Origin of the sequence: Candidatus Filomicrobium marinum, assembly GCF_000981545.1 — a bacterium.
Taxonomy (GTDB): domain Bacteria; phylum Pseudomonadota; class Alphaproteobacteria; order Rhizobiales; family Hyphomicrobiaceae; genus Filomicrobium; species Filomicrobium insigne.
The window spans coordinates 2,446,802-2,471,014 of sequence record NZ_LN829119.1 but is presented as its reverse complement, the minus strand read 5'-3'; the positions used below and the strand labels follow the sequence as shown (position 1 = coordinate 2,471,014).

Genomic DNA, 24,213 nt, shown 5'->3' with positions numbered 1-24,213 from the left:
GGATACACTCCGCCTATGGACGGCTCAAATCCAAGCTTCACGCCATTCGGCGCAATGCCGGACCTTTCGATTCGGCCGCTGACTACCCCACAACGCGCACTATCAACAGTTAGCATTATTCGCGACCGGCCCCTAGACCGCAGATTCATATTTCTGAGTCTCGGGACGTTCCCAGTTAATTAGATCCGTCAAGCGTTGTTTTAGCGCAACGTTAAATAGCATGTGCTACACATCATATTGTACGCTAGCGCGCCGATCTCATATTGACGTTTTCCCGCTATAGTAGCAGGTTAACAGATTGTGTGGAGACTTCAGTCGAGCTTTATCTCGACTGGCATGTTTTTTGATTGTCGAAGCTGGCGAATGGTCGAAAGAGTTAGGGGTATCGAACCATGAAGTCACGTGATGCTGCGCTTCGCCTGAAGCGTTTTGAGGCTGATGAAAAGGCCCGTAAGGTTGTCGATCTTCAGCATATGATTGCAGAATTTGAGCGCATGGCGGGCGATCTCGACCGCCAGATCCGCGCCGAAGAAGAACGTACCGGCGTCAAGGACACGGCACATTATGCCTACTCCACGTTTGCGAAGTCGGCGTCTCTTCGTCGTGACAACTTAAATTCATCGGCTAACGAGTTGCGCATCAAGCTTGAATCAGCTCAGCGCGAGCGCGACGAAGCCATGGAACAACTCACGCGCGTTTCATCTGGCGAGAGCCAGGTTGGCCTGCGTGAGCCACAGCGTCCCGAACGCCATTCAGGAATGGCGGCACGCTGATCCCAATCAGCGCGCCTTTCCTACATTTAACATAGTTATGCAGTCAAACGCGTGGGTGCCGGGCCACTTGGCCTTGCGCCCCACGTTTTTTTTATGACATTGAAACAACGTTCTCTCCGGCGGGAGACAGCTCTTAGCTCCTCGTTTTTTAAACGGTCAGGTAACGATCGGCATGACGGGATCTACCCGAGGTTTGTTCGCATGCATAAGCCTTTGCGTTGCGCTCACCGGCTGCGCCGGAAACGGGCCGGTTGACACGTCGGTGTTAACGTCTGGGACCACGGGCGCACTTTCAGCCATTCCCAATGCAGCGAGTGCCCTTGCCAAAGGGATGAAGCAACCAACCGGTTCGCCGACCGAGATTTACACACGCATTGCCCGTGGTGTCCTAACCTGCTGGCTCGGCGGCTACGGCCCGTTACGTACTCAGTACCTGTTCCAAGCCGAGGCACGGCCGGAACACCAGGGCGGGGGAAGTAAGATTTTGATTCACGAGCGCATCAAAGATGCTCCCAATCAGCCCGGGCGGGTTGCCTTTGAGATCCAGATTGAGCCAATCGGTGAGACAGCGACAGTATCCGCCAACAATAAGCAGCTGCCAGCAAGTATTGGCGACAACCTCAGTCAGGATGTTTACCGATGGGCCGCTGATGAAGAGGGATGCGTCGAAGGCGGGGTGAAGGCGGGGTGGGGCGCAACAGCTGCAGCCGGGCAGGACAAAGCACCCAAGTCGAAAAATAAACGCAAATAGAGCAGCCCGCCTCAATCGCAGCCAAGAGCGGAGCGCCCTGGGGACGCACCGCTCTGGGGGCTAGGGGAGGGGGGATTACTAGCCCGGGGGATCAGTCGCGGTAGTCTTGCACGCGGGTGGCGCGCAGACCCGGCAAGCCATGCCGGTCAATCGAGCGTTGCCAGGAGAGGAACTCGTCGACCGTCAACTTGTAGCGGTCACACGCCTCTTCAATGCTGAGCAGACCACCACGCACAGCGGCAACAACTTCCGCTTTGCGACGGATGACCCAACGCTTGGTGTCCTTTGGAGGAAGATCGGCAACCGTCAGAGGGCTACCGTCGGGTCCGATTACGTAGCGCACGCGGGCGCGCATCTGTTGTTCTGTCATGGTACTGGTTACTCTGTACTCGTTACACTTTTTATGACGCCTAAAATCCTTATAGCCGATCTCGATTAAGTTCCGACTAAAGCCTTATGTAAAAATAGCATAAACAGCCGTCCCTTTAGTATTCGCCCGACCATTAACCTTGACGTAGAAATCCTAAACAAATGACCCTAAGTAGTTATCGGCGCCGATATCCTTGGACATTTGGCACAATAACTCTTGTTGCGAGCTGCGGCTGCCTGCCTCTTGAATTGCGTGCGCTCGCAAACCTAAATTGCTTCCCAGCCGCGATGCGGGCATAGTGAGCGCCGCGCGCAACTGCGAGTGCGCGGAACTTGTCCGCGATTTTCAACTATGTGTCCGTGACTTGAGTCACTGGATTCAGTCCTCATCTTATCAATGAAGTGTTAATGACCGCAAATTCAACCGTCTCCACTTCTGATCGTCCCAGCTTAAACGTTGGGGAACGTCGCCGCGTGGTGGTTGCCATGTCTGGCGGCGTCGATTCATCGGTTGTTGCGGCGCTGCTTACACAAGCGGGCCATGAGGTTATCGGTATTACACTTCAGCTTTACGATCACGGCGCTGCTGTGGGGCGCAAGGGTGCGTGCTGTGCTGGTCAGGATATTCAGGACGCGCGCAATGTCGCGTCCCGGCTTGGCATTCCGCACTACGTTCTCGATTATGAAGATCGATTTGCCGCCACGGTCATCGCTTCGTTCGCAGACAGCTACGTTGCCGGCGAGACCCCGATCCCCTGTGTCAATTGCAACAGCCAGATCAAGTTCCGCGATCTGCTAGATACGGCACGCGAACTCGGTGCCGACGCCCTTGCCACCGGGCATTATATCCGACGCCGGGAAGGGCCGGCCGGCCCCGAACTCGCCCGTGCGCGCGACGCCGAGCGCGACCAGAGCTATTTTCTGTTTACGACCACCCGGGAGCAACTGGCGCAGCTTTGGTTCCCACTAGGGGACCTGCCAAAATCAGATGTGCGCACTCTGGCCCGTGATCTTGATCTGCCGGTCGCCGACAAGCCTGACAGCCAGGACATCTGCTTCGTCCCAAGCGGCCGGTACTCAGACATCATTGAACGGCTTAAGCCAGAAGCCATGACACCGGGCGATATCGTGCACGTGGACGGCCGCCGGGTGGGGCAGCACCAGGGTATTGTCCACTACACCGTGGGCCAGCGCCGCGGTCTTGGCGTCGCATTCGGGGAGCCCCTCTTTGTCATCCGGCTAGATGCTGGGCGAAATGAGGTTATTGTCGGTCCGCGTTCGTACCTTGATACCCGACGCATAGTCCTGCGTAACGTCAACTGGATCGGCGACGGTATTCTGGAAGAGGCTGCTCGCGAGGGCTTGACCATCCATGCGCGGGTGCGTTCAACGCAACAGCCCCAGCCGGCCGTGCTGTCCGCCGATAATAATGGAGAGGTTTCTGTTGTACTGACCGATCCAGCAGGCGGTATCGCAACGGGGCAAGCCTGCGTCTTTTACTCCGATGCCGGTAATGATGCGCGGATTCTGGGCGGCGGCTGGATCTCTGCGACAAAATCCGCCAACGACGACGTGCCGCTGGCACGGCCAGCCTGAGCCTATAGCCGGGGCATTCGGTTCGCGTATTCTGGTAATTTCCAACGCCACAAATTGGATTGCGTGCATTCCGATGCGCACAGCCTCTTGCACGGGATGATCCAATCAGTTACATCCTGGCTTTGGCGGAGTAGCTCAGCTGGTTAGAGCAGCGGAATCATAATCCGCGTGTCGGGGGTTCAAGTCCCTCCTCCGCTACCATCCAACACCCCAAATCTGGAAGTCATGGTCAGGCCGCCGCTTGGTGGCACGCGCCCGCATATCGCGGTTTTGCATCCTTTGCGGCCGCAATCGTCATCACATTATATATACGCATGAAGCCTGCCCGATTTCGCTGCCGCCTTTCCGGCAATGAAATATCGATGCATTGACGAGCCGAATTCCCCCCGTTTCCTAATATGGAGCGTCTCCACTTTTAGTATCCTGCGCAGCGCGCCAGCAAGGCGGTCCGAGACTGGGAATGGTGTCATCTTCAGAGTTTCCTCCCCCTCGCCGAGAGCAAAGCACCCAAAGGCGTTCTTTCATTTTTTCTCAATCGTTGCAGCGTCAAATTTTTCTCGCCTTGAATAAATTCCGGACCCGAGCCAAAAGCCGGCTTACCTCTTTCGTATTGCATACTTTCTGACAACTCCCGAACTCAGGCTTTAAACGTGTTCGGTGACAGAGGTGCTATTTTTTCTTTGGATCGCATGCACTTTTCGACAGAGATTCACGTTTCATTCTCATATTAACGGACTAACATCACTAAAACGTTCCCTCCCTATAGCGCGCAAGATTCGCGGAATTATTTTTCATATTCCCCATCGCTCCCAACCAAATGAAACAAATCCATTCTGTGCACAGAAGGTAATTGTTCATTTCTTCAAAGTAATTTTTCTTCCGGGAAATGATACCGGCCGTTCCGTGCCGGCTATTTTGGGGTGGGGGCCAATAATGAGTTCTATTCGAACGCTTACCATAGGTACCGTTCTGAAACTTCTTTTCGGAACGATGGTCATAATTGCAATCGCCACATTGGCAATTCCAATACACAATGACATCAACCAGCTGAGAGAGAGCCAGCGGGTGGTTAGAGTTGCAGAGGCCGGACAAGCCGTCTTCATAGCGCTCCAAAACAATCGTATCCAACGCGGCCCGACGCGGGTCCGGCTCCAAGCCGAGGCACCGACTTCGGATAGCTATTTCGCAACGCTGAATGCGGCGCGCGCCAAAGTAAATCCGGCTGTCGCCGATATTCTGCGGCTTTGCGCAGAGATCGACTGCACCAACGGACAAACGGAAATCTTCACCGGCTTTCCAGGTAGCCTTGAAAGATTGGCAACCATGCAGAAGCGCTCGGATGCTGCTCTGAAGGTGGCGCTTTCCGAACGGCCGGCTGGCATTGCTCAGGAATTTAATACGGTCGCCACGGACGTTATCGATCGCCTTGAAAAGATGTCGATCGCACTGGCGACCGAAGTGCGCATGAGTGACGTGCAGATCGCGGAGCTTATGGCGGTGAAGCAGGCCGCCTGGCTCGCCCGCGACGGTGTCGGCCTTGGTCGCACGGCGCTGGCCGAAGCTCGCACCAAGCAGGCGTTGACGCCGGCACTTGACCGTAAAATCGCTGATCTGCGCGGCCGGGCTCTCGTCAATTGGTCTGTTGTTAAAGAGCTTATCTCGCGTCGCGGTGTGCCGGCTGAACTGAAGGCTGCCGTAGAGACGGCCGATACAGAGGTGTTCCAGAACTATTATGAAAGCGTTTGGAAGACTGCTTTCGAGGAACTCTCCAACGGCGTTCCCACAACGATTTCGAACGACACCATGAATGCAACCAGCATCAAAGCACTTAACACTTTGACCGCTGTTGCTGACACGGCCATGCGGCTGACCCAGGAACACGCTGAACGTAAGTATGGGGAAGCTCAATACACATTGATGGTTCAAAGTGGCGTTCTCGTTTTTGTACTCCTCCTTGGCGCCGCAGGCTTTGTGATCGTTCAACGCCGCATCACACATCCTTTGGGTCAGATGACAGACGCGATGCGCCGTCTGGCGGAAGGCGATCTGATGATCGAAGTTCCAGGTGCGGATCGCAAAGACGAAATCGGTGCGATGGCAGGTGCTGTCGAAATCTTCAAGGAGAGCGCCATCCAGCGGGCTCGCCTCGAGGAAGAAGGCCAACGCCTGCGGGCGCAGGCGGAAGCAGACAAGCGCAAAGCCATGTCGCAACTTGCCAAGGACTTCGACTCCAAGGTGAGCAGCCTAGTGGAATCCCTCGTCTCAGCTTCCAGCCAGCTGGAAACTACGGCAAACGAGATGTCCAACACGGCGAGATCAACCAGTGATCAGTCAAGCGTTCTCTCCGAATCCGCAAAGGAAACCGGCGCAAACGTTCAGGCTGTTGCGGCTGCGACGGAAGAACTTGCCTCCTCGGCGAGCGAGATCGGCATGCAAATCGGCCAGACGGCCAGGACCGCCCGCAAAGCCGTTGAAGATGTACGCATGACGGATAGCACCGTGCAGACGTTGTCTGCTGCGGTTGAAAAGATCGAGACCGTTGTCGCGCTCATCAATGACATTGCCGCGCGGACCAACCTGCTCGCGTTGAACGCCACAATCGAGGCTGCTCGTGCAGGTGAAGCCGGTCGTGGTTTTGCTGTTGTGGCCAGCGAGGTGAAAGACCTTGCGAACCAAACGATCCGCGCGACTGATGAAATCGTCTCGCAGATCAGCGAGCTTCAACAAGCAACGACCGGTGCTGTGAGTGCAATCCGGGCCATCGGGGAGCGCATCGAACAGGTCGACGAGATCGCGAGCTCGATCGCGGCGGCCGCTGAGGAACAGCAGGCGGCGACATCCGAAATCGCGCGAAGCATCTCGCAGGCGGCGCAGGGCGCTGACCTCGTCGGCCGCAGCGTCGATACGGTTCGCGATGCCGCTGAGAGCACCGGCACCTCCTCGAGCGAGGTTCTTTCCTCGGCCAAGGAACTCGCAAAGAGCTCGCATGCACTGCAACGCGATATGCGGGACTTCATCTCCGGCCTGGAAGCTGCTTAAGCCTCTTTTTCGCTCTCTCTTACACATCAAACAGCAAAGGCCGCCCTTGGGCGGCCTTTGTGTGTCCAATCAGGGCCTCGTAAGAACCTTAGTCGTCATACCCCACGAGAACCTCTCCCGTGGCGGGATGAACATGAACTTCGATCCGAGTGCCGTTCTTGCTCATCTCGACCTCATAAGCGCCATCGTCGGATTCAATTTCGTGGACCGTGTACCCTTGCGCTGAGAGCTTCTCGATCATTTGCGTAGGGGAAAGCCACTGATCCCTTGGAACATTGAGGCGCTTGCCGTTCCAGTCGGCGGCGGCGGGAAGAGCGCTTGCCAGAGTTGCTGCAAGGGCGGCTGCAACGATGAGATGCTTCATCTATAAGTTCTCCTGTTTTGCTGGGCTCGTTGCCCGTCCCTGCAACATTGCAAAGGCGCACTGACCGCGCCCTGACCGACGCTGTCAGCGTTCTGTCAGCTTCAAGAGTGGAAAATGCTCTGATGCCGCATCCTCTAAAAATCCTGCTCACGCTTCTTGTTTGTGGCCCCGTCCTGCTTACCGGGGTTGGGACCGCTGTTGCCGACGACATCGGACACGAGGAGGCCCGCCGTCTGGTTGAATCCGGGAGGATCCTGCCGCTCGCAGAGATCGTCGATAAGGTGAGTGTGGAGGTTCCCGGAGATATTCTGGAGACAGAACTGGAATACGATGACGGGATAATCGTCTATGATTTTAAAATTCTGAGACCTGATGGACGGGTCCAGGAGGTCGAGGTTCACGCCTCGACAGGTGATATTCTCAAGATCGAAGACGATGACTGATGCGCATACTTGTCGTAGAAGACGAGCCTCGGATCGCAGCAGACATAACGACGGCGCTTGGTTCATCTGGGTTCGTTTGCGACGTATCGACCGACGGCGAGGAAGCCTGGTTCAAGGGCGATACGGAAAACTACAGTCTCGTCGTGCTCGACTTGGGTCTGCCAACAATCGACGGCCTCAGTGTTTTGAAGCGATGGCGCGCTGCCGGCCGCGACATGCCCGTATTAATTCTTACCGCGCGCGGGGCTTGGCCGGAACGCGTGGAAGGCATTGATGCCGGCGCCGATGATTACCTTGTGAAACCATTCCAAATGGAGGAGCTCATCGCGCGGGCGCGGGCACTCATCAGACGCTCCCGTGGCATTAGTAGTCCTGTGATTGAAGCTGGCCGAATCAGAGTCGACACGCGTCAAATGCGGGTCCTCGTGGACGATGCGCATGTTTCTCTTACTCCGCTGGAATATCGGCTGGTCTCGTTCCTGGTGCACAACAAGGGGCGGGTAGTCTCGACGACGGAACTGCTCGAACACCTTTACGGTGATGACGACAGCCGCGAAACAAATGCACTTGAGGCCGCGATCATGCGCGTGCGCAAGAAGCTCGGGACAGGCTCGATCGAAACCCGACGCGGCTACGGCTACATCATCATGGATGAAGCGTCGTGACCGCCCGATCACTCAGGTGGCGATTGCTTATCGCTGCCGCAGCGTACATCTCCACCGCACTTGTTATTTCAGCCTTAGTGCTTTCCCTGCTTTTCGAACGGCACGTAAAGGCGTGGATCGACGGCGAGCTAAACGCGCAGCTTGATCAACTCATTGCCGGCGTCGAGAAAATAACCTCCGGCGAGCTAACACTTTCCCGCACGCCGAAAGATCCGCGGTTTGAGAAGGCGCTTTCAGGGTTGTACTGGCAGGTGGAATTCGGGGCGGAACACCGCGTACTCCGCTCGCGGTCTTTGTGGGATTTCAAGCTGACACTGCCGCGGGAACAGCAGATCGACCAGGAATCTCGCCACCATCGGGTGGCTGGCCCCGGCGGCCAAGAACTTTATCTCCTTCAAAAGCGCGTGGAGCTACCGGCACGGCTCGGCCGCGAACAAGCTTACTTCGCCGTGGCAATCAACGAGGCGGAGGTGCAGGCCGCTGTCTGGCGATTTGCGAATGCCTTGATCCCGTTGCTGGTGACATTGGGCATCATGCTTGCCGCCGCGGCGTGGATACAGGTTTCCATTGGGCTTCGTCCTCTCGCGTCAATTCGCGAGAAAATCTCAAGTATCAAGTCCGGTGCCCAGGCTCGGCTCGGTTCAGAGTTTCCTGACGAAGTCCGGCCGTTGGCAAGTGAGATCGATTCACTCCTGGACAAGCGCGACGATGAGATCGAGGTTGCGCGCACACGGGCAGCGGACTTGGCACACGGTTTAAAAACGCCACTTCAAATCATCTTCGGCGGCATCGCACGTCTCAAAGCCAAGGGAGACGCCGAGTTAGCCGAGGATCTAGAGACCGCCGCGCGCATGATGCAACGGCATGTCGACCGGCAACTGGCACGTGCGCGTTTGCAAGGACGCCGCATGGACGCCGTTGCGGATGTGAAGAGCGTCGCCACTCAGGTTGCCAATGTTCTCAGACGCTCTCCTGACGGGGAGCACCTGGAGTGGCTCGTTGACGTGCCCTCAGGCACCGTTGCGAAAATTCACACCGATGATCTCGCCGAAGCCTTAGGATGCCTTGTTGAAAATGCAGCACGGTATGCCCGTTCGCAGGTCACCATCACCGCCATGAAAGAAGCGGGCGGCATTACCATTCGCGTCAGTGACGACGGTCCTGGCATTCCTAAAGACAAAATGCCGGACGCACTCAAGCGTGGAGAACGGGTGGATACGTCTGGCCCCGGATCTGGGCTGGGCCTCGCGATCGCTACAGATATCGCAGAAGCTTGGCACGGCACGCTCGGCTTCACGCCTCGCGCAGATGCATTCGCTGTTGAGTTACGCCTCAAGAGTGCGAAAACTTCATAGTCGATCCGGAAGCGGCAACGGCACGTTTTCTTTGACCGTCCGGATCACGACATTGCTGCGAATATCCTTCACCATGGGCAGCTTCAAGAGCGTCCCAAGCAAAAACTTCTCATAACTCTCGAGATCCGGAACGGCGACCTGAAGCAGGAAGTCAGTCTCGCCGGATACGAGGTGGCACTCGATCACTTCCGGCATTGCGCAAAGCGCTTTCTGAATTGCCTGAGCATTGTCATCTCGATGACCGTCAACCTTGATTCCTACGAGTATAGTCAATCCGAGGCCGACGCTCTTTCGATCAAGGATTGCGCGGTAGCTCTTTATAACCCCGCTCCGCTCAAGCCCTTTAACACGCCGCAAGCAGGGGGTTGGCGAAAGGCCGACACGTTCGGCGAGTTCGGAGTTCGGCATCCGCCCTTCTGTCTGCAATATCTTGAGAATTCGACGGTCGAAGTCATCCAAACGCTCTAGCATATTCCACCATTTCATTCGAAATTTTTGGCATATTATGTCTTAATGTCGGCTCTCTTCGCCTCAAATAGCACGTTTCTGCTTTCCTTTTCATGAGACACTGCGGGTCCCGCTCGTAACATGGAATGGAACATCATGGGCTTTCGAGAAGACGTCTCGATTACGGTAGATGCCTTGGATGCGTTTGCCCGCGATGCGCGCAAACGAGAAGGCCCCGTGCTTCGCCAAGAACGCTTAGTCCCACTCCAGAACGCGCTTGACGTCGCGCATCTCATCGAACACGGCGGCCTTGAGGGGCAAACGCTGCAGCGTTTTCTGGACACTTATCTCGCTGCATCAACACGCCTGCATCACCCTGGCTATATGGCGCATCAGGTTGCCGTGCCACTTTCTCAAAGTGCAATCGCGGCTCTGGTTGATGGCTTCACAAACAATGCTATGGCCATCTACGAGATGGGGCCTGCCGCTGCAGCGGTCGAACACGCCGTCATCAATTGGATGCTGGAAAAGATCGGCTGGCGCCCTTGCGTTTCAGAGGCCTCAGACGAAACAGCGGACGGCGGCGGCGTGCTGACGCATGGCGGCTCGCTCGCCAATCTGACGGCGTTGTTGGCCGCTCGTGCGCGGGTCGCGCCAAATGCTTGGCAAGAAGGGAACCCCTCTCACCTTGTCATCGTCGCATCGCCGAGCAGCCACTATTCCGTCTCTCGCGCGGCGGGCATCATGGGGCTCGGTCCCGTTCGCTATGCTCCAACCGACTCCGCCGGTCGACTTGACCCAACCAGACTTTCTGGATTTCTCGCCGGATTGCAGCAGGAAGGAACGCTTCCACTTGCCCTCGTCGCTAACGCGTGCGGAACGGCTCTCGGACTTTACGACCCTTTGCGAGAGATCGCGCACATCTGCCGGCAGCATCATATTTGGTTGCACGTCGATGGCGCGCATGGCGCATCCGCTTTGCTCTCCCAACGGCTCCGCCATTTACTGGATGGAATTGAATTGGCCGATTCCGTTGTGTGGGACGCACATAAAATGCTGCGATCATCGACGCTGTGCGCCGCCGTTCTCACACGCGACCCGTTGGCCCTCGATCGGGCTTTTCGGGAAGAGGCGAGCTATCTCTTTCACGAAAAAGATCAGCCCGGCATCGACCTCATTCACCGAACGGTTGAGTGCACGAAGGCAGCTCTTGGGCTGAAGGTGTTCTTTGCGCTTGCCTCTCAGGGGGAGAAGAGCATCGCCGCCACGATTGAACGGCAGACCGCCTTCGCCCAGGAGACCGCTGCATATTTGCGAACCGAGCCTGAGATCGAAGTCGCCGTGGAGCCTCAATCGAATATCGTGTGTTTTCGTTTTGACGGCCCAGACTCCCTTCAACTCAAACTTCGCCGGCGCCTGACTGAATCAGGAAATTTCTACATCTCGACGGCAGAGGCTCTTGGACGACGCTGGCTCCGTATCGTGTTCATGAACCCTTCCACGAATTTGAATGATGTCGTCGCACTCATCAATGAGCTCAGAGAATATCTCAAGAGTGGAGTTTGAAGGAGACAGCTCCGCTTGCAGAATTTTCTTTACCGTTTTGATTATCCTAATCTGTCAAAGATCAAGATCGAGCTTTGGTGAATAGCGTAGTCCGGCAAAATATGGCCATCTACGCTGTGAGGGATTTCCAACAACGCGTACCGCGCCAAGCGCTACCCCTGTTGCGATGAGGCCTGGGCAATAGTGTCAAAATCATTCATCGAGAGCCTGACCGGAGTTCTGCTCTTTGCAACTGCGGTCCTGGTGATGCTCTCGGAATGGCATGCAAACAAGCTGCTCTCCTGGACGGGAGACCTCTTCGCAGTATTGACGTTGTTGCTCCTCGTCGCGCAAGTTCACTGGGGTCGGCAAATCTTTGTCGTTGTCGGTCTAGCCCTCGCAGGTATCGCCTTTGCGACACGGCCCGACTGGTTTCAAATGATAGTTGGAGCCACCGGAAAAGCGGCCTTTATCGCGGCCTTGTTCACGGCGCTTGCCACAATGCGAAATGCAGCGGCGAGTTCACCTTCGATCGCCGAGTGCGGCCATTTTCTAGCTTTGCAGCCCCCGGGGCGCAGGTACATCGCACTTACCGTTGGCGGCCAATTGTTCGGTCTGCTGCTGAACTACGGCGCACTTGTTTTGCTCGGCACCCTCGCTGAGGCGAATGCGCGACAAGAACCTAATGAGGAAATTCGCAACCACCGCATTCGGCGGATGTTGCTCGCGATCCAACGCGGCTTCGTTTCCATGCTAACTTGGTCACCTTTAGCTTTTTCCGTCGCCATCTCAACGTCTCTTATTCCGGGAGCGCGATGGTCGGATGCTCTCCTTCCGTGTCTTGTTAGTTCTGCAATCCTTGCTGGCGTTGGATGGGGGCTCGACACTATATTCAAGCCCCGCCTTTCCGTTCAGCCATCACCACGAACAGCTGAGGGAAGCTGGCTCAGCCTCTGGCCGCTTTTTTTATTGCTCGCGGTACTGGGTGTCCTCGTGGGCGTGCTCCATGCCGCGACCGACATCCGCGTCATTGGAATCGTTATGATGGTGGTTCCCGTCATTTCGATCATCTGGATCAGCATTCAAAACTCGGGGAAGGTGCCGGCGACATGGGCTCGCATTAAGACGTACGTGACGAGAGATCTGCCGTCCTATCGCTCCGAAATAGTCCTGCTCATGATGGCCGGTTGGATTGGCACGCTCGGGGGCGCACTTTTGTCGCCCCTGGCTGCCGCTTCGGGGTTTGATCTTTCAAACGTACCCGCGTGGCTCTTACTCGTTTGCATTGTGTGGTTGATACCGCTGACCGGTCAGCTCGGCATGAACCCGATTATGACCGTCACACTTTTGGCCCCGCTTCTTCCCAGCGCGGCCGCTATCGGGGTCGAGCCATCCGACATCATTGTGGCGATCACAGCAGGCTGGGCGATGAGCGGAGCTAGCTCACCGTACACTGCCACGACCCTGATGATCGGCGCGATGGGCGGCGTGAGCGCACACCACGTCGGCCTGCGATGGAACGGGCCTTACATTCTGGTTTGCGGTGTCGCGCTCTCAATCTGGGTCGTTGTCCTGACGCTCCTTTAAGGTCGGGCGACGCGTAGCGCGACTAGATGCCAGCGTACCATTCGTATCCGCGATCTTCCCAGAAGCCGCCGCGGCCGCGTCCGATAGCCTTCAAGCTATCGACGATTTCAATACGCATGATGTATTTGGCGTGCTTATAGCCAAGTTGGCGCTCGACGCGCAGACGAAGCGGGGCTCCATGTGCCACTGGCAGGTTCTGATCGTTCATGGTGTAGGCCAGGATTGTCTGCGGATGGAACGCATCGACGAGATCGATGCTCTCATAGTACTGGCCATCGGCCGTGTTTTCGTATTTGTCGGCGCAATGGAAGACTGCATAACGCGCGTCCGTATGCAGGCCTGCTGTCTTTAGGACGGTACCCAACTGCACGCCGGTCCATTTGCCGATTGCGCTCCAACCTTCCACGCAGTCGTGCCGTGTGATCTGCGTGCGCGCAGGCAGCTGCTTGAGCTCCGCGAGAGATAGGCTGAGTGGACGGTCGACCTTACCGTCTACTGTCAGACGCCAATCGGCAAAGCCGTTGTCGAGAAGGCTGGCATAGGCATCGCCCTCGGGGTGTTGCGTCCCATTCGCTTTAAATACGGGGGACATATCGGCCTCCGTATATTCGCGCGCCAATGTCGTGTCCGACAGCAAAGCGCGCTGCAAGTCCTTGTTCAGTGCTTCAGCACCCTCTAGGACGCGTGCCACGTGTTGGTTGTCGACCAAAGCATCGCAACCACCGAGTAGGGCTGCGGCCGCCGTAGCAGCAGAGCCGATGAGAAGGCGCCGACGTGTCGGGCTCACAATCATGGATGCTTCTCCACTTCAATCGCATAGCGGCCCGTAACCATCGAGCGCAGGTTATTCCACACGCCCGAAAGCAGGACCATCGCCACGTGCACAAAGACGAAACCGACGATCAGTGTCGCTGAGATGAAATGGATCGTGCGTGCAGACTGGCGGCCGCCGAACACATCAAGCAACCATGGCCACGCTGCATCCATTGCCGGCGACATTGTCAAACCTGTCGCCACCATGAGGGGCAGCAGAATGAAGATTACACTTAGATAGGCCAACTTTTGCAAAGTGTTGTAGTGGCGTGCTTTATCGCCTTTGGGAAAGCGCAGACGCGCGTGATCGGCGATCTCGTGAGCTAAATGCGAGGGGGCCAGCTCATTGGTGTTCGGCACCAACTTGCGCCGAAAATGGCCAGCGGCAATTCCGTAGATCACGTAGGCGAGCCCATTGAGGACGAACACCCACGCGAAGAAGAAATGCCAGCGCCGTCCCGTGGACAGATCCCGGTAACTCGGGATCGTCAGCCACGAGGGGAAAGCGCGCACGCTTAGTGCACCGTTATATTCAGAGGCGCCCAAAAATCCGGTGGTCGGAATTGCCAGAGAACCGATCCGGGTTTCGCCTCGGATGCTGTTACCGTCTCTATATGCGCGAATATCGATGAAGGCTGGATCCGCATCTGCTCCGTACTTCCCCCAATAAAGAGAAGGATGGGCATTAAATATTTGCAGCCCGCTCAGAAGCAGGATGAAGAGGCACAAGACGTTCATCCAGTGGGTCAGACGCACCAGGAGTGGATGACGAAAGACCAGTTTTTTTTGAGTTGCGCCAGCCACGTCGGATGACGATGGCTTCCCTACCGACCGGGATCTGGGATGAAACATGATTTTTGCTCAAGATTGTCACATGAAAATGGGCCCGGCTCCAGCCGGTTGAGCGCAAGAACCGGGCGCCTCAGTGCCTAGTTCTTCTTCATTGCGTCCGACTTCATGGAGTCTTTTTCCATGCCGTCGTGTTTCTCCATCGCATCCGATTTCATTGAATCAGACTTCATGGAATCCGTTTTCATGGCGTCGGATTTCATTGCATCGGACTTCATGGTGTCTGATGCCATTGCATCTGACTTCATAGAGTCCGTTTTCATCGCGTCTTCGGCCTGGGCGACACCCAGAGACGTCAGCGCTACGGTAGCGATCAAGAGTCCGGCACGTGCAAAAGGTTTAATAGGCGTCATAATAATCTTCCTTGAAAGCGTGCGCTACTTTTAAGCGCGTGGGTGAATGCTAGGCCGATAAGCCCAGCGCGATCCCGAACACCGGAGTTTTGCAAATCCGGCACTCTGGATTTCGGACATGGCGCGTCGTTTCCGCAGGTGGTGCGGACACCGTGCCAAAGTTCTTTTGCTCGGAGGCTGGACTAGAACGGCGATGCCCTGGGCATTGCAAATCTCCCGATCAAATCTTCTCTGTCGACGCGTTGCGCCGGTGTTGAAGGTGAATTCGGGAAGGAGAGCAGGTCGGTTACTATCGTCACGTCCTTGTGATCAGTAACCTGCTCGCTAATGGTGTGTGCGTCAGCTTCGCGCTGTAACTCTTGCGCCTATTGAAACGAATAAGGATTAGGTGGACGTGCAGCCGGTAGAAGAACGGCTACGCAGATTGATGATCGAGGCTTTGGCCGGTGACGAGAAGTCGTACCGCCAGTTGCTGAGTGATGTCGGCGACCGGCTACGTGCGTACTACTCGCGCAGGATGGGGCCCGGGCATGCCTCTACGGAGGATCTCGTGCAGGAGACACTGCTCGCGGTTCATACGCGCCGTTTTACCTACGATAGCGACCGCCCGTTTACTGCGTGGCTGCATGCCATTGCACGGTACAAGTTGATCGACCATTTGCGTGCGAGCCGTGCGCATTTATCGGTGCCGATCGATGACATGAACGACCTGATCTCTGCCGATGACTCCGAAGCGACGGGGGCTCGGCACGACGTGGAGAAACTGCTGGGAGACCTGCCGGAACAGACGCGCGGCTTTATTCGCGCCGTCAAAATCGACGGGCGTTCGATTGCTGAAGTCTCTGCGGCCTCCGGAGCTTCAGAATCCGCGGTCAAGGTCGCCATTCACAGAGGATTGAAACTGCTTGCTCGACGCATGAAAGGAAACGACGCGCCTTGACTACTACGCCAGACCTCATCGACTCCCTCGCGACCGGCCTAAAGCCGGCGCCGCGTGGATTTGTGTCGCGACGATTGGGGCTTGGAATCGGCGCGGGCGTCGTCCTCACGATCGCTGCCGCCACGCTTTTTGCTTTGGGCCTGCGCCCTGATTTGCCCACCGCGTTTACGTCTCCGCCCTTTTGGATCAAGTTCGCCTTCACGGGGCTCTTGATGTTAGCCGGCCTCGTGGCCGTTTGGCGCCTGGCGCGTCCTGAGGGAAAAGTGTCCCGCTCGATGTGGGCCGGAATTGTTGGTGTCCTGCTCGCGATGTCTGCGTTGGCCGCCGTGCAACTCGCAAATGCGCCAGTCGCCGACTATCGCGCGCTTATCATGGGCAAGACGGCGGCCATATGCCCCTGGCTGATTATGCTTTTGTCGCTCCCCATACTCGCCGGAGCGCTGTGGGCCATGCGGTCGATGGCGCCGACACACCCTACGCTCGCGGGCGCCTCTGTTGGGTTGGCCGCGGGGGCGTCTGCCGCGTTTATCTATGCGTTTTCCTGCGACGAGAGCGCGATGCCGTTCGTGCTGATCTGGTACGGGCTCGGTATGGCGGTGCCCACGCTCGTCGGCGCGCTGCTCGGCCGCTACTTGCTGCGCTGGTGACAGTTTCCGGACAGCTTCTTCGTCGCACGAAGGGGTAACCTTCGGCCGCCTAGCTTAATCTTTTTGAGCGTCCTATCTTCGGGACAATGTTAGACAACTGGAACGGAGCGCTGCCCTATGCCTCAACGACTTACCGCAGGTCTTTTGGCCGTTCTCTTAGCGGCCGCATTCCCAGCCGTCGCCCCCGCGACAGAGACAAACGATGCAGAGACACTTAACCGTGCACGCGCTGCCGCGAAGGATCTCGGAGAGCGTTTGAAGGGTGAGCTTGTCGCTGCCATTAAATCCGGTGGACCTGTTACCGCGCTCCAAGTCTGCAACACTGTCGCAGGCGACCTCGCAATTCAGACCTCGAAACAGCATGGTCTGACGGTGGGCCGTACAGCGCTCCGGGTGCGCAATCCGAAGAACGCACCTGATGCTTATGAGCACAAAGTCCTTGAAGAGTTTTTGGAAAAGGCTTCATCCGGAGCTGATCTTGCCAAGCTCGAACACATCGAGGTCGTCTCCGAGAATGGCGAAAAGACCTTTCGCTACATGAAGGCCATACCCATGGCCGCCGAACCCTGTCTCGCGTGTCACGGCACTGAGCTGAAGCCTGAGGTGAAAGCGGAGATTTCCCGGCTTTATCCCGAAGACCAAGCGACCGGATTCAAGCCGGACGAATTAAGGGGTGCGTTCACGATTTCGGGCAAGCTCGACTAGAAATCTGGTGCGTTTCTGCGCTCCCGGATCGGGGAGACATGGTCCCCGACCCAGCGAAGTCAGAAATTCGCGCTAAGCTTCCGCGAACGGATTGGTCAGGTTCTGCTCAACCCATTTGGCGGTTTGCAGAAGATGCTGATCCTCACCGAAGCCTCCTACCAGTTGAATGGCGAGCGGAAGGCCATTGGCCGAACGCGCGACCGGCATCGAAAGCGCCGGCACTCCGAGCAACGTCCACAACGCACAGAAGTGCGTGTCGCCGGTATACGTTAAGCCCTTCGGGGCTTCTCCGGTTGCCGGAACTGTGAGCGCCGCATCAAAGCCACTCAAGTATTTTGGAAGCTGCTCGCGCAGCTCCGTTTGCATACGAAGGGCCGCGATATATTTGGGAGCAGAGATCGCTGCGCCCTGTGCCACAAGGTCCTTCAATTGCGGGCTTGTTTTGTCAGCATAACGTTCAACGTTCTCGGCGTGAATGGCCGCCGCTTCCGCGGCAAGGATCATCTCGCACACCTTCACCCCTTCCCAATAGGACGCAGGAAGATCTATGGGCTCGACGTGTGCGCCTGCTGTGCGCAGTGCCTCTATTGCGTTCTCAAACGCAGCCTTTTGCTCGTCGCTCATATCTCCCGCGAAACTCGGAGTGAGCACGGCGATCTTAGGCCTCACGCCTGTGTCGATACCATTAGCTAAGTCGTCGATTTCCGATGCCTCGACACCCACGTCTGAGAGCAAACCAAATGCATAGGCAGCGTCGTCGATGGAGCGCGTGAAATACCCCACGTGATCCAAGGACTGGGCAAGCGGATGCACCCCACCCAGAGGAATAGAACCGAACGTGGGTTTGAAACCGACCACACCACAAAAGGCGCCTGGTCGAACGACAGATCCGAGCGTTTGCGTTCCCAGCGCCAAGGGGACAATGCCTGCGGCGACGGAGGCCGCCGACCCGCTCGACGAACCACCGGGCGTATGCTCCGGATTCCAAGGATTGACGGTAGGTCCTGGGCTGCGCCAAGCGAATTCGGTAGTCACCGTCTTGGCGAAAATCGTTCCGCCGAGCTTCTTGATCCGGCTGACAACCTCCGCGTCGGTATCAGGGACGTTGTCGGCATAGATTTTCGAGCCGTTGGTTGTCAGTATTCCCGCGGTCGCAATGATATCTTTTACACCAACGGGAATTCCGGCGAGAGGGCCTTCATCCGCGATGCTGAGTTTCTCGCTTGGCACGCGATACGTGAAGGCCTTCAGCCATGGGTCGACTTCGTCAGCGCGCTTTGTGCAAGCGTCGATATATTCTTTCCGGTCAAGCGTGCCGTTGCTGAAAGCACGGGCCGCTTCAAGCAAACCCATCGGTTTGGACATGATTGAAGAGTTCCTGGAAGATGAGAATGGGAACTGGCCCGGGAGTGTGTTCCGCTCCCGAGCCAGGGGAATGTCATTTCGGCAAGGCCATGGCCTTCTTTACGTAGTCGGGGAATACGAAGGTCGCGTAGTCTGGCGCGTCCTTTAGATTACCCAGCGCGATCTGCGTTTTCATTGCCGTTTCAAAGGCGTCGTTCGTTGTCTCGACGCTTGTTGGATAAACGTTTTCCTTCAGCATGCGTTTGACAGCTGCTTCCACGACCTTCTTGTCGAGCGAAGGAAATTCCTTCTGAGCGATGGCAATGGTCTCGTCCGGGTTTGCGTGCATGAACCGGAACGCCATTTCCATTGCATTGACGACGCTCTGTGCCGTTTCAGGATCGACACCCTTCTTTGCAGTCACGGACGAGAACGCATAGGGGCCGTACTCTTCCGGGAACCCTAGGACGACTTTCATGCCTTGGGCCGCGACCTGATCGAGGCCAGGCTCGTAAAGTACGGCAACCTTGGCCTGACCGCCGAGGAACGGACCGGGTTCAGAACCGATCTGGACCTGGAGAATATCGACGTCGGACTTCGGGTCCATACCGTTGTCTTGTAGGAGCTTCATGAACAGAGACGTGCTCGTTGTCGGCATCAGACCGGCAACAACTTTTTCGCCTTTTACATCCTGGATCTTTTCGTACTTGAAGTCCGGCGTGGTCGCGATCCAGACTGCCGCACCGTTGACGACGTTGCTGATGATGTTGACATCGGCGCCTTTGGAGGCCGCGATCGCTGTCCATTCGGGCCCGTGAATTGAGAACTCCGCGCTGTCGGAAAGCACGGCCGCCAAAGCGGCTGTCGGCGAGCCGGCCGTTTCCTTGCTTACGTCGAGGCCCTGATCTTTGAAGTAGCCCTTATTGATTGCGACGTAGAACGGCAGGTACAGCATGGACTGGAAGGCCTGCGAAATCGTGACCTTCTTATCCTGCGCGACGGACGGCACGGACGATATTACCAGCGATGCGATGATCGCAAATATTCCTGCGGCTTTACAGCTAAGTCGCATATCAACTCTCCTTAGATGACAAGTTGGGTAGTTCGCGAAGTGTCAGACTTGGACGTGCGCGCGTCCGGTATCCTGCTTCCAAGGAAGCAAGTTGCGCTCCAGAGCATCGATCCCGTGGTAGAGGACGTAGCCCATGAACATGAGGACGAAGAGGCCCACCCAAACGGTGTTGAGGTCGTAAAGGCTGGACGCGGTGTAGACGATGTGCCCCAAGCCATGCTTGGACGAGATGAATTCGCCGACCACCGCACCGACGAGGCCAAAGCCGATATTGATGCGGAACGTCGCAATGATCGCTGGCAGCGAAGAAGGGATGATGACCCGATAGAAAACCTGGTGTTTGCTGCCGCCCATGGACAGCATCAGCGCCTGCAGATCCTTGTCGGCATCCTTGGCGGCTTGATAAGCAGCGATCAGCGCCACCAATGCGGTCATCGAAATGACAAGCACCACCTTGGACGTGAGACCGGTCCCGAACCAAAGCAGAATGACAGGAGCGAGAGCGATCTTCGGCACACTGTTGAGCGCCACGATGAATGGCTCAACAAGGCGCGCGACAAAAACCGAGTACCACATGGCGAGACCGAGTATCGATCCCACGACCGTACCGATGACAAAGCCAAGAATAGCTTCAAACAGCGTGTAGCCGCTGTCGATCAGCAATGAGCCGTCCGCCATTCGAGTTGCGAAGTTTTCCCAGATACCGGATGGGCGCCCAAACAAGAATTCCGATATCCATCCCATCCAGCAGCCGAATTCCCACAGCAGGAAGAAGATTGCGACGCTGAGTATCTGCAGGGCCGACCGCCCGAGAACGGTGTCGAAGTAATTGCGCGACTTTTTGGTTTTGGCCTTGGGTTTTGCCTCTTTGACATGACCCTCGGCCTCAGCAGACGTCGTCGATACCGATACCATCAGTTCGCCCTCTTCTTGCTGGTTTGGATATCGAGTTCCCCGCAAAGCGTGTGGAAGTATTCCGAGAAGCGCCGGTCACTCCGTGCCTCGATAGGGGTGCTGCGTTCGATTTCGATGGTGTGCACGTTCTTCACGTGCGTCGGCCGGCCGCTCAATGCGACGACGCGCCGGGATAAGGCGACGGCCTCATCAATGTCGTGCGTGACGAGGATCACCGTCTTGTTGAAGGTTTCGACGGCCTCCATCAGGACTCCCTCCAGATAGAGACGTGTCTGATAGTCGAGCGCGGAAAAAGGCTCATCGAGCAGAAGGATGTCGGGGTCCATAATGAGCGTGCGGATCAAAGCCACGCGCTGGCGCATGCCTCCCGACAACGTCTTGGGATATGCTTTTTCAAACCCGGAAAGGCCGAACGTGGACAGATACTCACGCGCCGTATCGATTGCCTCATTGTCCGCGACGCCGCGCACTTTTAAGCCAAGCAGCACATTCTCAAGGACAGTCCGCCAAGGAAAGAGCAGATCCTTTTGCATCATGTAACCGATGCGGCCGCGCAGGCTGTCGACCTCATCTCCTCGATAGACGAGCGCTCCACTATCAGCGTCCAACAATCCAGCGATGACGTTGAAGACCGTCGTCTTACCGCACCCACTGGGGCCAATGATGCTGACGAAATCGCGTTCATAGATATCGAAGGTCAGCCCATCGAGAACGGGGATCGCACCTCCTTTGCCGGGGAAGCTTTTCTTGATGTTGCGGATGCTCAGCTGGACTTGTGGTTCTGCCATACCAGTCTCCTTTTGGTACGACATAGCAAGAGACATGCCAGCATTTTCAGATCACTAGCTGCGCGCCAAGCCGGCAGAAATAACGTAGGCATGCCAGACACTTGAGAGTAGCGCATGCAGAATTCCGCTTGCATCCTCCGCAAAATCCTGACATCTTTGCGCTGCACAATACATTGTGCATTGTGCACAAAAGACTGGCATTCATACGCGCAGCCCGCGACCAATTCAGACCATGAGCATTCCAGACGTCGATATTTTAATTGCACCCAGACGCCGCGAGGTTTCGACTGAGTTTTAAACAAGGAGGAGCCCGAAATGGTTGAAGGGCGGCCCAGGACTATCCGGCAACACGTGCTGAGCACACTAAGAACGGAAATACTCCAAGGCCGATACCCCATCGGGTCCCGATTGCGCCAAGAAGAAGTTGCCCGACGATTAGGCGTCAGCACGACGCCTGTGCGAGAAGCGTTTCGCGATTTGCTTGCGGAAGGCATGATCTCCCTCGACGCGCATCGCGGCGCCGTGGTTCGCGGCCTCACGCTCAGCGAAGTCCAAGAGATCTACCAGATGCGTATCCGGCTCGAGCCACTCCTCGCCGAACGCACGCTCGATGCAATCTCGGACGAAGACATTGCCCGCGCTGAAGCCTGTCATCGGGAAATGTGCAGAACGGAGAACCCTGAACTGTGGGCGAGCTTGAATCAGGAATTTCACGTCACGTTGACCGGAAATTCAAATGATCGGCGGCTTGGAAATATTGTCTACACTCTCGCCCACGCGGCGTCGCCGTACGTTGTCCTGTCGCTGTTTGCGCGCGCGGAGATCCGGGAGATGAACAACCGCGATCACGCAGAGCTCCTGACGTTCTATCAGGCGCGGGATCGCGCAGGCATTGCGCAAAAAACGGAAGATCACCTCGCGCAGACCCTGCGTGCCATAGAGTTGGAGGTCGAGAGCAAATCGGTGTCCGGCCTTCAGGCTGTATTGCTTTCGAAATAGCCCACTGCGCCTAGGTTTCCTTTGCAGCCGCTACCGTCGCGCGACGATATTCGGAATCACGCTCAGCGTTGATACGATCACGCACCGTTTCCCCCGCACATCCGAATTCCTCAAGCGCACGACCGGCGAGTTGCAGGCCAGCTTCCACGGCATCGGGGATGACGAAGTTCGCCCCCGCCTCAAAAAGTTTTCGGGCGTGTTCGGCATCACGGGCGCGCGCTAGCACCGGCGCGTCGGGCCGGACATTTCTCACTGCGCGCACCATCGCCTCCGCATCGTTCGGATCATCGACCGTTACGACGAACATCGCGGCTCCGCCTGCGCCGGCCTGATGCAATATCTCGGGGCGAGCGGCATCCCCAAGATACACTTTCCAGCCCTTCGTCCGTTCGCGTGACACCAGGCTCGCATTGCGATCAAGCGCAACAATATCCGCTCCCTCGACGTCTATAATTCGCGCGATCGTCCGGCCGACGCGCCCGAAGCCTGCGACGACAACATGCCCCGTGAGACTGGAAAAATCCGCAATCGAAAGCGCTTCCTGTGCCGACAATTCGGCAAGGGCCTCCCCGACCTTGCGGCCAACGCGTCCTGCCAGCGGGGTCACCAGCATCGACAAGCCCGCAATCGCCGCAACTACGGTTGCTGCTTGTGCGTCTAGCACGCCGCCCGTTGCTGCGGCGGCAATCACGACGAATGCGAACTCGCCCGCGGGAGCCAATAGGAAGGCCGTCTCCACGGCCACAGACCGCTCGCCTGAAAAAAGACGACAGGCGAACGCAGCGATAATGACTTTGACAATGAGCATTGCCACCAGCCCGCCCACTACGATCGGCAAGAGGCTCCAGACGCTGGCAAGATCGAGCCCCATTCCGACTGTCGTAAAGAATAAGCCGAGAAGAAGCCCCTTAAAGGGTTCCAAGTCGACCTCGGTCTGGTGCTTAAATTCGGTCTCCCCCAACAACAAACCCGCGAGAAACGCACCGAGCGCCAACGAGAGCCCAGCACCTGCCGTGAGTACCGCCGCCCCGACAACGATCAGGAGCGTCAAAGCCATGAGGAAATCTCGCCCGCCCATCTGCGCTGCCAGTCGGAAGGCGCGTCTCAGCACAATCCGGCCAATAACGAAAATGATGACAATGGCGAGCGCGCCCTGAAGCAAGGCATCGAAAATCAAGGTCGAGAGATTCGCTTCGCCACCGCGCGCAAGAAAGCCCAGCAAAATGAGGATGGGCGCGACCAACATGTCCTGGAACAGCAAGACAGCCAAAGCCGTTTGACCGACCGGCCCGGCGACACGGTGCTCTTCACTGAGCATCTGCATCACGATCGCTGTCGAGGACAACGCGAGAGCCAGTCCCACCGCTACGGCCGCCGGGGCTCCCTGCCCCAGCATGAAGGCGGCCCCACCGATCACGAGAGCACTCAATGCAGCCTGTACGCTACCTGCGCCGAAAACCGCACGCCGCAATGACCACAGCTTTTCAAACGATAGCTCAAGGCCCAGGAGGAACAGCAGGAACAAGATGCCCAGTTCGGCGAAAGGTGCTGCTGCCCGCGGATCGGAAATCGTCAGATACGAGAGTGCGGGCCAATCAGCGACGAAGGCCCCGATCCCGTGCGGTCCCAGCGCGACGCCCGCGAGCAGAAACCCCAAAACAGACGGAACGCGGAAAAGACGTAAAACGGGTACGACGATGCCCGCAGCAAAAAGGAATACCAGCGCATCCTTCAACTGGACTTCCTGGCCCTCATGGCCCATGCGCCCCTCCCGCCTAAGACCCCGATAAAATCTACAGCATACTATTATGCGCGCATCGTCACGGCTATGGACGCCTCATGGATGTCCAACCC

At 57.0% G+C, this 24,213-nt stretch carries 24 protein-coding genes and 1 tRNA gene; 14 read left to right on the top strand and 11 right to left on the bottom strand.

Going from position 1 to position 24,213, the window contains the following annotated elements:
• Positions 1-392 precede the first annotated feature (392 nt).
• Positions 393-773: a hypothetical protein gene (locus YBN1229_RS11595; protein WP_046479166.1), complete on the top strand. Its 381-nt coding sequence runs from the start codon at positions 393-395 to the stop codon at positions 771-773.
• A 172-nt stretch (positions 774-945) separates the two neighbouring features.
• Positions 946-1,524 carry a hypothetical protein gene (locus YBN1229_RS11590; protein ID WP_152025020.1) on the top strand — a complete coding sequence of 193 codons (579 nt, stop codon included), beginning with the start codon at positions 946-948 and terminating at the stop codon, positions 1,522-1,524.
• Positions 1,525-1,615: 91 nt separating this feature from the next.
• Here YBN1229_RS11590 and YBN1229_RS11585 read toward each other — a convergent pair whose 3' ends face one another.
• Positions 1,616-1,894, bottom strand: a complete 279-nt coding sequence (locus YBN1229_RS11585; protein ID WP_046479168.1) for a DUF1153 domain-containing protein — start codon at positions 1,892-1,894, stop codon at positions 1,616-1,618.
• Positions 1,895-2,301: 407 nt separating this feature from the next.
• Here YBN1229_RS11585 and mnmA point away from each other — a divergent pair, with 407 nt between their 5' ends.
• The 3 genes from mnmA to YBN1229_RS11570 all read left to right on the top strand — a co-directional run bounded on the left by mnmA (position 2,302) and on the right by YBN1229_RS11570 (position 6,528).
• Entirely contained in the window at positions 2,302-3,489 is a 1,188-nt protein-coding gene (gene mnmA, locus YBN1229_RS11580) for a tRNA 2-thiouridine(34) synthase MnmA (RefSeq protein WP_046479169.1), read from the top strand.
• A gap of 124 nt (positions 3,490-3,613) precedes the next feature.
• A tRNA-Met gene (locus YBN1229_RS11575) sits at positions 3,614-3,690 on the top strand.
• A 732-nt stretch (positions 3,691-4,422) separates the two neighbouring features.
• Positions 4,423-6,528, top strand: coding sequence for a methyl-accepting chemotaxis protein (locus YBN1229_RS11570; protein WP_082101113.1), 2,106 nt, complete (start codon positions 4,423-4,425; stop codon positions 6,526-6,528).
• 88 nt (positions 6,529-6,616) lie between these two features.
• On the opposite strand, the gene YBN1229_RS11565 is transcribed toward YBN1229_RS11570, so the two are convergent.
• A complete protein-coding gene (locus YBN1229_RS11565) occupies positions 6,617-6,892 on the bottom strand; it encodes a PepSY domain-containing protein (RefSeq protein WP_046479170.1) in 276 nt (91 codons plus the stop codon).
• Between the two features lie 122 nt (positions 6,893-7,014).
• On the opposite strand from YBN1229_RS11565, the gene YBN1229_RS11560 reads away from it, so the two are divergent.
• Genes YBN1229_RS11560 through YBN1229_RS11550 form a run of 3 tightly spaced genes read left to right on the top strand, consistent with a single transcriptional unit; the run spans position 7,015 to position 9,355 of the window.
• Complete coding sequence (locus YBN1229_RS11560) at positions 7,015-7,335, top strand: PepSY domain-containing protein (protein ID WP_082101112.1); 321 nt, start codon at positions 7,015-7,017, stop codon at positions 7,333-7,335.
• The gene (locus tag YBN1229_RS11555) at positions 7,335-8,000 is read left to right on the top strand and encodes a response regulator transcription factor (protein WP_046479171.1); all 666 of its coding nucleotides are present in this window, start codon (positions 7,335-7,337) and stop codon (positions 7,998-8,000) included. Before YBN1229_RS11560 ends, YBN1229_RS11555 begins: the two co-directional genes overlap by 1 nt.
• Positions 7,997-9,355 carry a sensor histidine kinase gene (locus YBN1229_RS11550; RefSeq protein ID WP_046479172.1) on the top strand — a complete coding sequence of 453 codons (1,359 nt, stop codon included), beginning with the start codon at positions 7,997-7,999 and terminating at the stop codon, positions 9,353-9,355. Before YBN1229_RS11555 ends, YBN1229_RS11550 begins: the two co-directional genes overlap by 4 nt.
• Here the strand turns inward: YBN1229_RS11550 and YBN1229_RS11545 are convergent.
• Positions 9,350-9,826, bottom strand: coding sequence for an Lrp/AsnC family transcriptional regulator (locus YBN1229_RS11545; protein ID WP_046479173.1), 477 nt, complete (start codon positions 9,824-9,826; stop codon positions 9,350-9,352). The genes YBN1229_RS11550 and YBN1229_RS11545 overlap by 6 nt on opposite strands.
• A 132-nt stretch (positions 9,827-9,958) precedes the next feature.
• Here YBN1229_RS11545 and YBN1229_RS11540 point away from each other — a divergent pair, with 132 nt between their 5' ends.
• On the top strand, positions 9,959-11,368 hold the full coding sequence (locus YBN1229_RS11540; RefSeq protein WP_046480658.1) for a pyridoxal phosphate-dependent decarboxylase family protein: 1,410 nt from the start codon (positions 9,959-9,961) through the stop codon (positions 11,366-11,368).
• Between the two features lie 183 nt (positions 11,369-11,551).
• On the top strand, positions 11,552-12,934 hold the full coding sequence (locus tag YBN1229_RS11535) for a hypothetical protein (protein WP_046479174.1): 1,383 nt from the start codon (positions 11,552-11,554) through the stop codon (positions 12,932-12,934).
• Positions 12,935-12,956: 22 nt separating this feature from the next.
• Here YBN1229_RS11535 and YBN1229_RS11530 read toward each other — a convergent pair whose 3' ends face one another.
• The 3 genes from YBN1229_RS11530 to YBN1229_RS11520 form a co-directional block, all read right to left on the bottom strand.
• A complete protein-coding gene (locus YBN1229_RS11530) occupies positions 12,957-13,727 on the bottom strand; it encodes a molybdopterin-binding protein (RefSeq protein WP_046479175.1) in 771 nt (256 codons plus the stop codon).
• A complete protein-coding gene (locus tag YBN1229_RS11525; protein WP_046479176.1) occupies positions 13,724-14,599 on the bottom strand; it encodes a cytochrome b/b6 domain-containing protein in 876 nt (291 codons plus the stop codon). Before YBN1229_RS11525 ends, YBN1229_RS11530 begins: the two co-directional genes overlap by 4 nt.
• A 77-nt stretch (positions 14,600-14,676) precedes the next feature.
• Positions 14,677-14,949 (bottom strand): pentapeptide MXKDX repeat protein, encoded by a 273-nt coding sequence (locus YBN1229_RS11520; RefSeq protein WP_046479177.1) that lies wholly within the window; start codon positions 14,947-14,949, stop codon positions 14,677-14,679.
• 394 nt (positions 14,950-15,343) lie between these two features.
• Here YBN1229_RS11520 and YBN1229_RS11515 point away from each other — a divergent pair, with 394 nt between their 5' ends.
• The 3 genes from YBN1229_RS11515 to YBN1229_RS11505 all read left to right on the top strand — a co-directional run bounded on the left by YBN1229_RS11515 (position 15,344) and on the right by YBN1229_RS11505 (position 17,241).
• Positions 15,344-15,889, top strand: a complete 546-nt coding sequence (locus tag YBN1229_RS11515; RefSeq protein WP_152025022.1) for a sigma-70 family RNA polymerase sigma factor — start codon at positions 15,344-15,346, stop codon at positions 15,887-15,889.
• Positions 15,886-16,536, top strand: a complete 651-nt coding sequence (locus YBN1229_RS11510; protein ID WP_046479178.1) for an NrsF family protein — start codon at positions 15,886-15,888, stop codon at positions 16,534-16,536. The genes YBN1229_RS11515 and YBN1229_RS11510 overlap by 4 nt, the downstream gene beginning before the upstream one ends.
• Before the next feature lie 117 nt (positions 16,537-16,653).
• On the top strand, positions 16,654-17,241 hold the full coding sequence (locus YBN1229_RS11505) for a Tll0287-like domain-containing protein (RefSeq protein WP_046479179.1): 588 nt from the start codon (positions 16,654-16,656) through the stop codon (positions 17,239-17,241).
• A 72-nt stretch (positions 17,242-17,313) separates the two neighbouring features.
• On the opposite strand, the gene YBN1229_RS11500 is transcribed toward YBN1229_RS11505, so the two are convergent.
• From YBN1229_RS11500 to YBN1229_RS11485, 4 genes are all read right to left on the bottom strand, one after another.
• Positions 17,314-18,606 carry an amidase gene (locus YBN1229_RS11500; RefSeq protein ID WP_046479180.1) on the bottom strand — a complete coding sequence of 431 codons (1,293 nt, stop codon included), beginning with the start codon at positions 18,604-18,606 and terminating at the stop codon, positions 17,314-17,316.
• A gap of 73 nt (positions 18,607-18,679) precedes the next feature.
• On the bottom strand, positions 18,680-19,657 hold the full coding sequence (locus YBN1229_RS11495) for an ABC transporter substrate-binding protein (RefSeq protein ID WP_046479181.1): 978 nt from the start codon (positions 19,655-19,657) through the stop codon (positions 18,680-18,682).
• A 42-nt stretch (positions 19,658-19,699) separates the two neighbouring features.
• On the bottom strand, positions 19,700-20,572 hold the full coding sequence (locus tag YBN1229_RS11490; protein ID WP_046479182.1) for an ABC transporter permease: 873 nt from the start codon (positions 20,570-20,572) through the stop codon (positions 19,700-19,702).
• Positions 20,572-21,360, bottom strand: coding sequence for an ABC transporter ATP-binding protein (locus tag YBN1229_RS11485; RefSeq protein ID WP_046479183.1), 789 nt, complete (start codon positions 21,358-21,360; stop codon positions 20,572-20,574). Before YBN1229_RS11485 ends, YBN1229_RS11490 begins: the two co-directional genes overlap by 1 nt.
• Positions 21,361-21,675: 315 nt before the next feature.
• Between YBN1229_RS11485 and YBN1229_RS11480 the strand changes: the two genes are divergently transcribed.
• On the top strand, positions 21,676-22,359 hold the full coding sequence (locus tag YBN1229_RS11480) for a GntR family transcriptional regulator (RefSeq protein ID WP_046479184.1): 684 nt from the start codon (positions 21,676-21,678) through the stop codon (positions 22,357-22,359).
• Between the two features lie 10 nt (positions 22,360-22,369).
• Here YBN1229_RS11480 and YBN1229_RS11475 read toward each other — a convergent pair whose 3' ends face one another.
• Positions 22,370-24,121 carry a cation:proton antiporter gene (locus tag YBN1229_RS11475; protein WP_046479185.1) on the bottom strand — a complete coding sequence of 584 codons (1,752 nt, stop codon included), beginning with the start codon at positions 24,119-24,121 and terminating at the stop codon, positions 22,370-22,372.
• Between the last annotated feature and the right edge of the window lie 92 nt (positions 24,122-24,213).

Bases quoted from the DNA above. Each gene is read 5' to 3' on its own strand.
- YBN1229_RS11595 (WP_046479166.1), top strand. From the start codon at position 393: ATGAAGTCACGTGATGCTGCGCTTCGCCTGAAGCGTTTTGAGGCTGAT.
- YBN1229_RS11590 (WP_152025020.1), top strand. From the start codon at position 946: ATGACGGGATCTACCCGAGGTTTGTTCGCATGCATAAGCCTTTGCGTT.
- YBN1229_RS11585 (WP_046479168.1), bottom strand. From the start codon at position 1,894: ATGACAGAACAACAGATGCGCGCCCGCGTGCGCTACGTAATCGGACCC.
- mnmA (WP_046479169.1), top strand. From the start codon at position 2,302: ATGACCGCAAATTCAACCGTCTCCACTTCTGATCGTCCCAGCTTAAAC.
- YBN1229_RS11570 (WP_082101113.1), top strand. From the start codon at position 4,423: ATGAGTTCTATTCGAACGCTTACCATAGGTACCGTTCTGAAACTTCTT.
- YBN1229_RS11565 (WP_046479170.1), bottom strand. From the start codon at position 6,892: ATGAAGCATCTCATCGTTGCAGCCGCCCTTGCAGCAACTCTGGCAAGC.
- YBN1229_RS11560 (WP_082101112.1), top strand. From the start codon at position 7,015: ATGCCGCATCCTCTAAAAATCCTGCTCACGCTTCTTGTTTGTGGCCCC.
- YBN1229_RS11555 (WP_046479171.1), top strand. From the start codon at position 7,335: ATGCGCATACTTGTCGTAGAAGACGAGCCTCGGATCGCAGCAGACATA.
- YBN1229_RS11545 (WP_046479173.1), bottom strand. From the start codon at position 9,826: ATGCTAGAGCGTTTGGATGACTTCGACCGTCGAATTCTCAAGATATTG.
- YBN1229_RS11540 (WP_046480658.1), top strand. From the start codon at position 9,959: ATGGGCTTTCGAGAAGACGTCTCGATTACGGTAGATGCCTTGGATGCG.
- YBN1229_RS11530 (WP_046479175.1), bottom strand. From the start codon at position 13,727: ATGATTGTGAGCCCGACACGTCGGCGCCTTCTCATCGGCTCTGCTGCT.
- YBN1229_RS11525 (WP_046479176.1), bottom strand. From the start codon at position 14,599: ATGTTTCATCCCAGATCCCGGTCGGTAGGGAAGCCATCGTCATCCGAC.
- YBN1229_RS11520 (WP_046479177.1), bottom strand. From the start codon at position 14,949: ATGACGCCTATTAAACCTTTTGCACGTGCCGGACTCTTGATCGCTACC.
- YBN1229_RS11505 (WP_046479179.1), top strand. From the start codon at position 16,654: ATGCCTCAACGACTTACCGCAGGTCTTTTGGCCGTTCTCTTAGCGGCC.
- YBN1229_RS11500 (WP_046479180.1), bottom strand. From the start codon at position 18,606: ATGTCCAAACCGATGGGTTTGCTTGAAGCGGCCCGTGCTTTCAGCAAC.
- YBN1229_RS11495 (WP_046479181.1), bottom strand. From the start codon at position 19,657: ATGCGACTTAGCTGTAAAGCCGCAGGAATATTTGCGATCATCGCATCG.
- YBN1229_RS11490 (WP_046479182.1), bottom strand. From the start codon at position 20,572: ATGGTATCGGTATCGACGACGTCTGCTGAGGCCGAGGGTCATGTCAAA.
- YBN1229_RS11485 (WP_046479183.1), bottom strand. From the start codon at position 21,360: ATGGCAGAACCACAAGTCCAGCTGAGCATCCGCAACATCAAGAAAAGC.
- YBN1229_RS11480 (WP_046479184.1), top strand. From the start codon at position 21,676: ATGGTTGAAGGGCGGCCCAGGACTATCCGGCAACACGTGCTGAGCACA.
- YBN1229_RS11475 (WP_046479185.1), bottom strand. From the start codon at position 24,121: ATGGGCCATGAGGGCCAGGAAGTCCAGTTGAAGGATGCGCTGGTATTC.